Source organism: Curvibacter sp. Hmag1.1 (assembly GCF_059769165.1).
Genome location: NZ_JBMBGX010000002.1, coordinates 3325844 through 3338603, shown reverse-complemented (window position 1 = coordinate 3338603; position 12760 = coordinate 3325844). Strand labels below are relative to the sequence as shown.

Annotated in this window: 8 protein-coding genes; 2 read left to right on the top strand and 6 right to left on the bottom strand. The window is 61.0% G+C overall.

Annotated features, from left to right (window positions below; translation table 11 throughout):
• Positions 1-8 precede the first annotated feature (8 nt).
• On the bottom strand, positions 9-1094 hold the full coding sequence (locus ACOAP0_RS16185) for an RluA family pseudouridine synthase (protein ID WP_498377249.1): 1086 nt from the start codon (positions 1092-1094) through the stop codon (positions 9-11).
• A 496-nt stretch (positions 1095-1590) separates the two neighbouring features.
• Here ACOAP0_RS16185 and ACOAP0_RS16180 point away from each other — a divergent pair, with 496 nt between their 5' ends.
• Complete coding sequence (locus ACOAP0_RS16180; RefSeq protein WP_498391471.1) at positions 1591-4563, top strand: Rne/Rng family ribonuclease; 2973 nt, start codon at positions 1591-1593, stop codon at positions 4561-4563.
• A 93-nt stretch (positions 4564-4656) separates the two neighbouring features.
• Here the strand turns inward: ACOAP0_RS16180 and ACOAP0_RS16175 are convergent, their stop codons facing one another.
• Genes ACOAP0_RS16175 through hemC form a run of 5 tightly spaced genes read right to left on the bottom strand, consistent with a single transcriptional unit; the run spans position 4657 to position 9832 of the window.
• A complete protein-coding gene (locus ACOAP0_RS16175; RefSeq protein ID WP_087496844.1) occupies positions 4657-5733 on the bottom strand; it encodes a GGDEF domain-containing protein in 1077 nt (358 codons plus the stop codon).
• Positions 5734-5776: 43 nt separating this feature from the next.
• On the bottom strand, positions 5777-7054 hold the full coding sequence (locus tag ACOAP0_RS16170) for a heme biosynthesis protein HemY (RefSeq protein WP_498377247.1): 1278 nt from the start codon (positions 7052-7054) through the stop codon (positions 5777-5779).
• 2 nt (positions 7055-7056) lie between these two features.
• Positions 7057-8121 carry a uroporphyrinogen-III C-methyltransferase gene (locus ACOAP0_RS16165; protein ID WP_498377245.1) on the bottom strand — a complete coding sequence of 355 codons (1065 nt, stop codon included), beginning with the start codon at positions 8119-8121 and terminating at the stop codon, positions 7057-7059.
• Complete coding sequence (locus ACOAP0_RS16160) at positions 8118-8912, bottom strand: uroporphyrinogen-III synthase (protein WP_498377244.1); 795 nt, start codon at positions 8910-8912, stop codon at positions 8118-8120. Before ACOAP0_RS16160 ends, ACOAP0_RS16165 begins: the two co-directional genes overlap by 4 nt.
• An 8-nt stretch (positions 8913-8920) precedes the next feature.
• Complete coding sequence (gene hemC / locus ACOAP0_RS16155; protein WP_498377242.1) at positions 8921-9832, bottom strand: hydroxymethylbilane synthase; 912 nt, start codon at positions 9830-9832, stop codon at positions 8921-8923.
• Between the two features lie 97 nt (positions 9833-9929).
• Between hemC and ppc the strand changes: the two genes are divergently transcribed.
• Positions 9930-12752 (top strand): phosphoenolpyruvate carboxylase, encoded by a 2823-nt coding sequence (gene ppc, locus ACOAP0_RS16150; protein WP_498377241.1) that lies wholly within the window; start codon positions 9930-9932, stop codon positions 12750-12752.
• Positions 12753-12760 lie beyond the last annotated feature (8 nt).

Sequence of the window (12760 nt, the reverse complement as noted above, 5' to 3'; positions counted from 1 at the left end):
GCCCCAATTTAACCCTGAACCAGAGCCGTCGCGCCCGGCTCTTCCGGAATGGCCTGCAGCAGAAAACGGGCAAGCTCAGGGGGCAGACCTGTCTGAAGGACAACCCGCTCTCCCGTCGCAGGGTGATTGCATTGGAAACGCCAGGCATGCAAAAACATGCGCTTGAGCGCCAAAGCCCCATCGTCACGTGCCAGCGCCTTGTTCAAGTCGAAGTCGCCATATTTGTCGTCACCCACGATGCCCATGCCTTCCGAGGCCAGGTGCACCCGGATCTGGTGGGTCCGGCCGGTTTTAATGGTCACTTCCAGCAAGGAATAGACTTTTTGTTGCGGTGTTTGCGCCGTGCGGGCTGCCGGGGTCACGGAGTGCACCTTGACCAGACTCAAAGACGGCATGGCATCCGGGTGGTCTTTGGCCACCACCCGCACGCGGCGCTCGCCATCGGCCAGCAGGTATTTCTGTAGGGATTTATCCAATACCTTTTTGTTGGCCGGCCACTGCCCTGCCACCAACGCTAAATACGTCTTACCGGTTTCACGCTCCCGGAACTGGTCTTGCAAATTCTTTAAAGCGCTGCGCTTCTTGGCCACAAGCAAAATGCCGCTGGTTTCCCGGTCCAGCCGGTGCACCAATTCCAAAAATGTCGCTTTGGGGCGCGCCATGCGCAGCTGCTCGATGACGCCGAAGCTCACCCCGGATCCGCCATGCACGGCTACCCCGGCGGGTTTGTCGACCGCCAAAAAATGGTCATCTTCAAACAAGACCGGAAAATCCTTGGCCGGCACGAAACGGCCCACCTGCTCGGCCATTGCGGCGGTTTTCTGTTCCGCACGCTCGGAGGTACGCACCGGCGGCAGGCGAATGACGTCGCCCACGGCGAGACGGGTGTCGGCGCTGGCGCGGCCTTTGTTTACGCGGACTTCGCCGCTGCGGATGATGCGATAGACATGGGTTTTGGGCACCCCTTTGAGTTCCCGCATCAAAAAGTTGTCCAGACGTTGGCCGGCGCTGTCTTCGTCCACCGTCACAGATTTGACTTGGGAGTTGGCAAGGGGGGCCGGTGAGGGCAGATTGCCCTCTATAATGTGTTTCACTAGCGACGCGCCGTAAGTGGTTGATTTGTCTGGAGTTTAGTCCACACCCCACTGAACGCTTCGCTGGAAGGTCGAAGCCGCCGTTGGGCGCGACCCGCAAATCACACGCCAGCTGCTTGTGATGGCGGTGTCACCCAACGGTCAAGACTACGAATTGAAACCCTGATACGGAATACCCCAAGTCCGCCAACCCACGGTTGACGGACGGAATGAAACGAGATGTTTGTGTTGCTGAGCCTGATGACCATGTGCCTACGGAGCGTATTCGCTCCGTTTGGTGGCACAAATCGGCCTGCAGCCCCGGTACCACCAGCGCAACCAGCTAGCATTTTTGTAGCTGATTCACAAACGCAATCCCTCGTCCCCATCCACGCGCCTACGCTTCGACACCTCGTGTGACCTGAAGTTCTCCGGCAATTCCTCCTCACTTCAATTCGTCAGTCCGGCTCCGTTAGCCCCACACAGGGCATGTGCTTATTGAAGAAGGATGCAATCCATGAAACGGATGCTGATTAACGCCACGCAGGCTGAAGAACGCCGCTTGGCCATCGTCGACGGACAAAAACTCCTCGACTACGAAATTGAAATTGAAGGCCGCGAACAACGCAAAGGCAACATCTACAAAGCGGTCGTGACCCGTGTAGAACCCTCTCTGGAAGCCTGCTTTGTGGACTACGGTGAAGACCGCCACGGTTTTCTGCCCTTCAAGGAAATCTCCAAACAGTATTTCCAGCAAGGCGTGTCTGCGAGCAATGCCCGCATCCAGGACGCGATCCGCGAAGGCCAGGAGCTGCTAGTTCAGGTCGAAAAAGAAGAACGTGGCAACAAGGGCGCAGCTCTGACCACTTTCATCTCGCTGGCCGGACGCTATGTGGTGCTGATGCCCAACAACCCCCGTGGTGGTGGTGTCAGCCGCCGTATCGAGGGTGACGACCGCGCCGAACTCAAAGAAAACATGGACCAGTTGGAGTACCCCAACGGCATGTCCATCATCGCCCGCACCGCCGGCATCGGCCGCAGCGCGCCCGAACTGCAGTGGGACCTGAACTACCTCCTGAAACTATGGGGTGCCATCGACGGCGCCGCCAAGGGCGCCAAGGGTGCTTTCCTGATTTACCAGGAATCCAGCCTGGTGATCCGCGCCATCCGTGATTACTTCAACCACGACATCGGCGACATCCTGATCGACACCGACGACGTGTACGAGCAGGCCCAGCAATTCATGGCCCACGTGATGCCTGAGCACGCAGCCCGCGTGAAGCGTTACCGTGACGACGCGCCGCTGTTCAGCCGCTTCCAGATCGAACACCAGATCGAATCGGCTTATGCCCGCACCGTGACCCTGCCTTCCGGCGGCGCCATCGTGATCGACCACACCGAAGCGCTGGTATCGGTGGACGTGAACTCGGCCCGCGCCATCAAGGGCGGCGACATCGAAGAAACCGCCACCCGCACCAACCTGGAAGCCGCCGACGAAGTAGCGCGCCAGATGCGACTGCGCGACTTGGGTGGCTTGATCGTGATCGACTTTATCGACATGGAAGAGTCCCGCAACCGCCGCGAAGTGGAAAACCGCTTGCGCGACGCCCTGCGCCAGGACCGTGCCCGAGTGCAGTTCGGTACGATCTCCAAGTTCGGTTTGATGGAAATGAGCCGCCAGCGCCTGCGCCCGGCTCTCTCCGAGGGTGCATCCATCCCCTGCCCCCGTTGCGGCGGCTCCGGCCACATCCGTGACACCGAATCCAGCGCTTTGCAGATTCTGCGCATCATCCAGGAAGAGTCCCTCAAGGACAACACCGCCTCCGTGCTGTGCCAGGTTCCCGTGGAAGTGGCTTCGTTCCTGCTGAACGAAAAGCGTACTGAAATCGCCAAGATCGAGCTGAAGCAACGCATCAACGTGTTGATGGTGCCCAACAAGACTCTGGAAACTCCCAACTACAAGCTCGAGCGCTTGAAGCACGACGATCCCCGTCTGGACCACATCGAAGCCAGCTACAAGATGGCCGACGACATGGAAGAAGCCACCGGCGTGACCCGTCGCTCGCAAGAGCCTACCAACAAGCAGACCCCTGTCATCAAGGGCGTGCTACCGGATGCACCAGCCCCTATAGCGCCTCCCAAGCCTGAGCCCGTCAAGGCAGCTCCGGTACCGGTGGCAGCGCCTGTTGCAACTCCGGCATCCAAAGGATTCTTAGGATGGATCAAGAGCTTGTTTGCTGCGCCTGAAGCCGCGCCTGCGCCTGCCGTAGCGCCTGCGCCGGCCAAGACCGATGACAAGCGCGAAGGCCGCAATGGACGCGATGGCAACCGCAACGGCGGTCGCAACCAGCGCGGTGATCGCGGCGGTGAAGGTCGTGGCGAGCCACGCAACGAGGCCCGCCCTGATAACCGTGGCGAGCGTTCCGAACGCGGTAACCGCAACGAACGTGGTGAACGCAATGGCCGTGGTGAACGCGGCGAACGCCAAGACCGTGGCAACCGCAATGAACGCGGCGAGCGCAACAATGCGCCCCGTCAGGAGCGCATGGATGGCGAGCAGTCCAAAGCCGTAGGCGCTGAAGTCAGCCTGCAAGCCGACGGCGCACCTACACCACAGGCTCGCGAAGGCCGCCAGGAGCGTGGCAACCGCAATGAACGCGGCAACCGTGGTCCCCGCAATGGCGATCGCATCGACAACGCAACCCGCAACGCAGAGGTGAATGCGGAAGCTCCTGCAGCCCAAGCTTCGGCAGAAGGCGTGGAAGCAATCGCGGAGTCGCAAGGCGAAGCGCGTGAGCCACGCGAAGGTCGTAACCGCAACGGCCGTGGCCGTCGCAACGACCGTGGCCCACGCCAGGACGAGGCCAACCGTGTAGATCAGCCCGGCGAGTTGCCCGTTGCTGAAGGTACAGACGCTGCTTCAGCAACCGACGTACCCTCAGAAGGAACCACAGGCCAGGAACCACGCGAACGTCGCTCCCGCGACCGTTATGGCCGTGACCGTGGTAATCGCGGCCCGCGTGGTGAAAATGGACAGCGCCAGCAGGCTGACGGACAAGAAGCCTCTCCCGCTACCTTTGACGCTGCACCTGTACCGGAATCTGCTCCCGCAGCCCCTGTTGAGGCAGTGGCACCAGTAGCTCCGGCATCACCGGTCGCTCCTGTAGCTGCGCCGGTCACTGTCGCCACGACTACTGCTGCTTCCGTGGTGGCCGCTCCCGAAGGCCGCATGCCCAAAGTGGTGAGCTATGCGCTCCCTACTGAAGCACTGGCTCAGGTGGCATCCAGCTCCGGTCTGCAATGGGTGAATTCGGACGCTGACAAGATCGCCGCCGTCCAAGCCGCCATTGCTGCCGAACCCAAACCGGTCCATGTGCCCCGTGAGCGTCCCGCTCCCGTTGTGCTGGATGACCGCCCGCTGGTTCTGGTGGAAACCCGCCGCGACTTGCGCGACATGAAGCTGCCGTTTGAAGAAAACCAAACAGCGTAAAGGCCGGACTTGTCATCCCTCAGGGGGTGACAAGGGCCAACAAAAAGGGCGCCTATCGGGCGCCCTTTTTGTTGGGTTCACGCAGTCCGAATATCAAAAGATATCGACTGCACCGATCTTCAATGCTTCGCCGAAAAAGCCCTTGCGAACCAACTCGGCATGGCTGAACACCTTGTTCTGTCCGTGATGTTGGGCATAGTCCACGGCACGCTCGGCGCGTTCCAGTGCGGTGCTGGGTGAGTCGTCCGGACTGACCCGGGTGAAGCCGCCACTGATGGTAAGACGCCCCACCTGCGGGAAATTGAATTTCTCAATATTGGCTCGGAAGCGCTCAAACGCCGCCAGAACCAAGGCTTCATCCGGGCAATGCATCAGGACCGCAAACTGCTCGCCACCGAAGCGGTACAAGCGGTCGTAGGTGCGGAATGTGTTGTTCATGATGCGGGCGACCAGCAACAAGACTTCTTCAGCAATCAAATGCCCGTGCTGGTCGTTGATCACGCCATAGCTATCCACAGAAATCGTACCAAGCCAGTAATTCGGCGGGACGCGGTGACGTCTTTCCTGACCCGCTGAGAGCGCTGGCTGCCGGGCAGCCGCTGCGGTCTCTTCCACCTGACCCAATTCTTCGAGCACTGCGCTGTAAAACGTATCGTCCAGGGATTTGCGGTTCAACAGACCGGTCAAGGCGTCACGGTCGCTGTAGGCCAGCAGCCGATACATATTGCGGAATACCCGGGACACGTCCCCCACCACCGCCAACTGGTCATCCTGCAGAGGGCTGGCCGAATGAATTTCCAACACACCTTCGTCTCCCGCCACCGGGTCCGTGAAGAGCGGCAGGTAGGTGATGCGGGGGCCGTCTTCGCCCGCCCATGCAATTTCCACACGCTCTTGGCCTTGGATGCAATGCAGGCGGTCACGGTTGTCTTCGAGCAAGGGTAGCGTCTGGAAGTCAACGCGCAAAGGATCCACGACTTTGCCACCGCCCCGGGCGTCCAGCACGGTGACGTCCATCCAGCGCTTGATGCCTTCTTCGCTGACCACTTTGGACACCAGTACCCGCTGTATGGGCACCAGATCAATCAGGGCCTTGGAGAGTGTGAGTTCCAGAAGATCACGGTCGCGGTGGTCCGTGAGCTTGATCAGGTGTTCAATGAGTGTTGCCATGAAACCATAATAGCCCTAACGCGCACGCGCGTCACCAAGGGTTTTACGCCTTGGCAGCGGCTTTGTAGGCGTCCGCCGCCCCCTTGGTGTCCAAGCGGTGTTCTGCGAGCTCGGCCATGGCCAACCAGGCCCGACGCTTCATGTCGGCATCTTTGAGCATGGGGATCGCCTGACGCAGCAGTGCCTGGGCTTTGCCCCACAGGGACAAACGTACACACAGTACCCCTGCGAGGTATTGCAGCAGCGGGTCACCGGGCTGCGCCATCTGGGCGGCCTCAATACGCGACAGCCAGACGCCATCGGGCTGGGTTTCTTCCGACATAAAACTGCGCTCCAGCAACCGGACCAGGCGCACACGCTGCTCATAGCTCAGTGCCGAAGCCTGGGGGTTTTGGCCTTGCCACAATGGCAACACCCACAAACGGGCGGTCGCCACGTCGCCTTGGAGCAGCAGCAATCTCTCTGCCGCTTCGAGCGCCACATCGGGTAACAAACGCTCTACATCATCCAGTGCACCCCAAGCCTGCTCTAACTGCGCTGCATCATGCGCACCACGCAAAAGTTCCAACGCCAGGCCCCGCACGATGCCGGCACCAGCAACTTCCGAGAACGCACGGTGCTTGGTCAGTACACGGGCTGAGTCCAGCGCCACCCGCGTATTGCGGGCCTGACGCGCTGCCTTGAAACGCAACCGCAAGGCAATCGTGCGGCGGGCGGTACCCACGGGCAGTTGCTCCAGCCATTGGACTGCTCCGGTGGAATCCCGGTCTTCGAGGGCCCAGCGGGCGGCACGCAGCTGGACACCATCGCGCAGGTCACTCGCATCCTTGCTGCCCGCTTCCTCCAACGCCCGCTGAAAATGGGTTTCGCGTGTGCCACGGTCTTGCAATGCGTGCGCACTCTCCGCGGCCAGCAAATGCGCCAGCGTGCGCAGCCGCGCCGCATCGGGCAAGGCGTCTCCGCTGGAGAGCATGGCATCCTCCACCGCAACCACGACCTCCGCAGCCTTGCGAGCCCGCACAAAACGGCCGGCTACCAAATGCGAGATCGTGTCCAGCAAACCGGAATAAATGGTGCGCTCTTTGTAGGACAAACGCCAGCGGCGCGCCTGCTGTGGAATGCTGAACAGACCGGAGATCCCTCGCAGCGCTAGGTGCAGCGTCACAAAGGCCAGCGCCAGACCCAGCAGCACGAGGTTCAAGGACACATCGACCCGGTAAGGTGGCCAGTACAAGGTCACAGTGCCTTGGTTATTGCCTGCAAACAATGCAGAAGCTACCGCCATACCGAACAAGGCCATCAGCCAGAGAGCAAAGCGCATGGTCAGCGTCCTGCAGCAGCAGTAGCGAGCGCTGCCAGCGTCTCATCCACCCGGGGCACTTCCAGCGTCCGCATCTGGGTTTGCAACTGCTGCAAAGCGGCTTGTGCCGTCTGGGTTTTGCGCGAACCGGCATCGAAATAACGCGTCAGGGAGTTGGAGGCCGCTACCAGATCTGCACGGGCGGCATCCGTCTGGCGGGAAAGCAGACCCAAGCGTGCGTTCAAAACCTTGAGCTTGAAGTTTTCGCGCACGAAAAACGATTGTTCCGGCGAGAGCAAGGCCACGTCGGGGCTCTCGATCTTGCTCACCCGCACCAAGCCGCGTACCTCCTCGCGCACTACCTCCAGCATCCGACCGGACCAGCCGGTGAGGGTCTCCTCCGTCTTGCGCTGTAGACTGGGCGCAGCCTTGGGTGCCTGCAACGCATTGCCAACCGGCAATTCGTCGGCCAAAGAAACCAACTCGTCCAGCCGTACCAGCATAGCCGGGGTATCAGACAAAGCAGTGCCTTTGATACGGGCAACATCCTTGGCAATAGCCCGCTGCACCGGTGTCAAACGGGGCTGTGCAGCACGGGCCACACGCAACTCTGCCGACTTGAGCGACGCCAGCAAGGGCTCCACGCTACCTGTCAGTTGCGCCTGCTGCTGCGCCAAACGCAGCGAAGATTCAATGTCGACCACCAGATTTTCATCGCGCGAGCGCGACAGGCTTTGCATCAACTCTTCCAGCTGAGTGCGTTGCAAGGCGACTTCGCTGAGACGCGCATCCAACACGGCCAACTTGGCGGCCGTTTCAATCGCCAGTTCCTGGGCCTGCTTGGCGGTCGCGCGGGCTTCACCGGCCTGGGAGCCGGACTCTGCCGTCTGGCGGGCCAACTGCTCCTGGATATTGCCCAATTTTTGCCACAGCAAGACGCTGCCGATCACACCGGCCACGGCCACCACCGCAACACCCCGCAACCAGCGGCGGGATGACTTGACCGTAGGGAGGAGTGCACCCGGAAAAGGCGCTGCGGGCGCGTCAGAAACGGTGGGGGCCACAGGGGCAGATGCTTCTGGATTCATTGCAAGGATTCTATCGACGCCATCAGCGCCGGCAGCAATGGCTTGGACTCCCGCACCCGACCGAATCCCGCCTCCCTAGCGGCATCGCCGATGCGCGCATGGGTCACCACCGCTTGCGCTTGCGCCCAACTGACGCCGGGGCAGGCATGCTGCAGGTTGCGGATGGCCTCAGAACTGCTGAACACCCACACCGTGCCATCGGTGGCAGCGGCTTGGGCCTGTGCGATGGTGGATGCGTCCCATTGTGGGCGCTGGCGTTCATAGGACACCACAAACTCGACTTCACCACCGGCATCCATCACCTGCAGTGCAAACCAGTCGCGCCCGGAGCCTTCATCGCTGGCGCCTTCGTCAATGGTGCTACCGCGAACAATCAACACCCGGTAACCGGGCGTGACCCGGCTTCGCACTACGGCCCACAAGGCTTCGGAATCAAACTGCCCTGCATGGAAGTCAGGCGCATCCACAAAGCCCGGCTCCGCGCCGACCCGTTGCAGGGCCGAGTAACTGCCGGGGCCGGTGACAAATGCTCTTGTTTCTATAGCTGCTTGCGCAGTAAATACGGGCGCTACAGCCGCTTTTCCTTCAAAAAAGTAATGCACCGCATTACGGCTGACAAACATCACTGCGTCAAAGTCTGACAGACGGCTCCACGCTGATTCCACGTGCGCGGACTGAGCGGCGGGACGGATATCAATCAGCGGCAGGCTCCAGCTGGTGTAGCCGGCAGCATCCAAAGCCTTGAGCCACGGAGCGGCCTCAGCTTGGGGACGGGTGATGATGACGCGCATAAGTAGCCTTATCGTGTCTGGGCCTGAACCGCAGCCTGCAAGTCGCGGGCAACCTGCTCGCCGAGTGCAGTGGCCTCTGGGGCATCTTTGGCAAGGCCGGAAGCCCGGGCATAGACCACCGGCTGGATACCCTCTGCATCGCCCCAGGCTGCGCGGATGTGCAGTTCATCGCCGGAAATCGTGGCATAAGCCGCCAATGGCATGGAGCAACTTCCTCCCATCATGCGGCTGACGGCACGTTCGGCACTCACAGCCAGCCAGGTGGGCTGGTGCACCAAGTGCTGCAATGCCGCCTCCACGTCTTGCCGGCCGGCACGGACTTCAATACCCAGCGCCCCCTGACCTGCAGCGGGCAGCATTTGCTCGGGCTCAAACACAGCCCGAATGCGGGACTCCAGCCCCAGACGCTTGAGTCCGGCAGCTGCCAGCACGATGCCGTCGTACAAACCGTCATCCAGCTTGCGCAGACGGGTGTCTAGGTTGCCCCGCAGGGGTTCGATCTTCAGGTCCGGGCGGATGGCCCGTAGTAAGGCCACACGGCGCAAACTTGACGTACCCACCACCGCACCCTTCGGCAAATCCATCACGCTGGCATAGGTGCCGGACACCCAGGCATCCCAGGGGTCTTCACGCTCCATCACGCAGGCCAGCGCAAATCCGTCGGGCAACTCCATCGGGACGTCTTTGAGGGAATGGACCGCGAGGTCAGCACGGCCGTCTTCGAGAGCAACTTCCAGCTCCTTGACGAAGAGGCCCTTGCCTCCGACTTTGCTGAGAGAACGGTCCAGAATCTGGTCGCCCTTGGTCGTCATGCCCAACAGGGACACCGAGGCCCCGCTCTGCTCGAGAAGGGCTTTGACATGTTCTGCTTGCCAGAGTGCCAAACGGCTCTCCCGGGTGGCGATCGTAAAAGTGGGCAAAATCGTAACTCGGCTGTAATCGAAAATATGCCTTCGATGCTAGCATGGGCGCGTTCCTTGCTTCATCCGAAGCCTCTCTCACATCACTCCCAGACCTATGAATAAAGCACCTGCCGCAGAAACGGCCAAGCGCGCAAAAGACAACGAGCGTCCCTTGGTAGAAGACATCCGCCTCCTTGGGCGCATTCTGGGGGATGTGATCCGGGAGCAGGAAGGTGTTGACGCTTATGAGCTCATCGAAAAAATCCGGACTCTGTCGGTGGCCTTCCGTAGGGATGCCGACCAGGAAGCCGACAAGGCCCTCAAAAAATTGCTCAAGAGCCTGTCTGGCGACCAGACGGTCAGCGTGATCCGCGCATTCACCTATTTTTCGCACCTCGCCAACCTGGCCGAAGACCGCCACCATATCCGCCGCCGTGCGATCCATGAACGCGCCGGCGATACCCAGGAAGGCAGCATTGAAGTTGCCATGTCCCGCCTGCGCTGGGCCGGCATTGCGCCCAAGGCAATTTCCAACACACTCGCCCAAAGCTTTGTGTCCCCGGTGCTCACGGCCCACCCCACCGAAGTGCAACGCAAGAGCATTCTGGATGCAGAGCGTGACATCGCCCAACTGCTGACCCAGCGCGATGAGATCAAGCAACGCGCCAGCATCGTCGACAGCAAAAAAGACGCACTCACCCCCAAAGAGCTGGCCGCCAACGAAGCACAGATGCGCGCCCGCGTCATGCAGCTCTGGCAGACCCGCCTGTTGCGCTTCTCCAAGCTCACCGTGGCCGACGAGATTGAAAACGCCCTGAGCTATTACGAGTCCACCTTCCTGCGCGAAATCCCCAAGTTGTACGCCGACCTCGAAGACATGCTGGGCAACCAGCCGGTACACAGTTTCTTGCGCATGGGCCAATGGATAGGCGGTGACCGCGATGGCAACCCCAACGTCAGCGCACAGACTCTGGAATACGCCCTGCGCCGTCAGGCAGAGGTGGCCCTTCGCCACTACTTGACCGAGGTGCATTACCTGGGCGGTGAGTTGTCCATCTCCGCCATGCTGGCCGACTGCACCCCCGAGATGCAAGCCCTGGCCGAAAGCTCGCCCGACCAGAACGCCCACCGCAAAGACGAGCCCTACCGCCGTGCGCTGACCGGCATGTACGCGCGTTTGGCTGCCACCCTCAAGGAACTGACCGGTACCGAAGCTGCGCGTCACGCCGTGGCACCGCAAAACCCGTATGTGCTGGCTGAAGACTTTGTAGCTGACCTGCGTGTGATCGAGGCCTCCCTCAAAGCCAACCACGGCGCTGCACTCACGGCCCAACGCCTGCATCCCTTGATTCGTGCGGTAGAGGTGTTCGGCTTCCACCTGGCCACGGTTGACTTGCGCCAGAGCTCTGACAAACACGAAGAAGTGGTCGCCGAGTTGCTGTCCACCGCGCGGGTGCATGCCGACTACAGCAGCTTGAGCGAAGAAGAAAAACGCAGCCTGCTGCTAGGCCTGCTTAATGACGCACGCCCCTTGAGCGTGCATGGCGTGGCCTACTCGGCCCATGCGCAGGGTGAGTTGGCGATTTTTGCCATGGCCAAGGTCATGCGCGAGCGCTTCGGCCATGAAGCCATCCGTCACTACATCATCAGCCACACCGAAACCGTAAGCGACTTGCTGGAAGTCCTGCTGCTGCAAAAGGAAGTCGGCCTGATGCGCGGCACCCTGGACGCTGAAGTGACTGCCGATCTGATCGTGGTGCCTCTGTTCGAGACCATTGAAGACCTGCGCAACGCTGCGCCCATCATGCGTGAGTTCTACGCGCTGCCCGGCGTGGCTGAGTTGGTCAAACGCAGCGGTGGCGAGCAGGACATCATGCTGGGCTACTCCGACTCCAACAAGGACGGCGGCATCTTCACCAGCAACTGGGAGCTGTACCGCGCCGAAATCGCCTTGGTCGAATTGTTTGACGTGCTGGCCGCCCAACACAAGATCCAGCTGCGTATGTTCCACGGCCGTGGTGGCACCGTGGGTCGCGGTGGCGGCCCGAGCTACCAGGCCATCCTGGCCCAGCCTCCCGGCACGGTGCGCGGCCAGATCCGCCTGACCGAACAAGGCGAGGTGATCGGCTCCAAATACGCAAACCCGGAAATCGGGCGTCGCAACCTGGAAACCTTGGTCGCAGCTACCTTGGAAGCCACTTTGCTGCAACCCACCAAGTCGGCTACCAAAGCCTTCCTGGAGGCCGCTGCCGAGCTGTCGCAAAACAGCATGTCGGCCTACCGGGCGCTGGTGTACGAAACCCCCGGCTTCACCGAATACTTTTTCAGCTCCACCCCGCTGCGTGAAATTGCCGAGCTCAACATCGGCTCCCGTCCTGCTTCGCGCAAGGCATCCCAGCGCATTGAAGACCTGCGTGCAATTCCCTGGGGCTTCAGCTGGGGCCAGTGCCGCTTGACGCTGCCCGGCTGGTTCGGCTTCGGCTCTGCCGTGCAACAGTTCATCGGCAATGGCACCGTTGCGGAGCAAAAAGAACGTGTGGCATTGCTGCAGAAAATGTACAAGCAGTGGCCCTTCTTCCGCACCCTGCTCTCCAACATGGACATGGTGATGGCCAAGAGCGACCTGGCTTTGGCTTCGCGCTATTCCGAGCTGGTGGGCGATGCGCGCTTGCGCAAGAAGATTTTCACGGCCATCGAAGCTGAGTGGCATGGCACCGCCCAAGCGCTTGCCACCATCACCGGTGAAAAGAACCGACTGGCCAACAACGCCGCATTGCAGCGCTCCATCCGTCATCGCTTCCCCTACATCGACCCCCTGCACCACCTGCAAGTGGAGCTGGTACGTCGCTACCGCGAAGGCAAGGCGGACGAACGGGTGCAGCGCGGTATCCACATCTCCATCAACGGCATTGCTGCCGGCCTGCGCAACACAGGCTGACAGTGCGA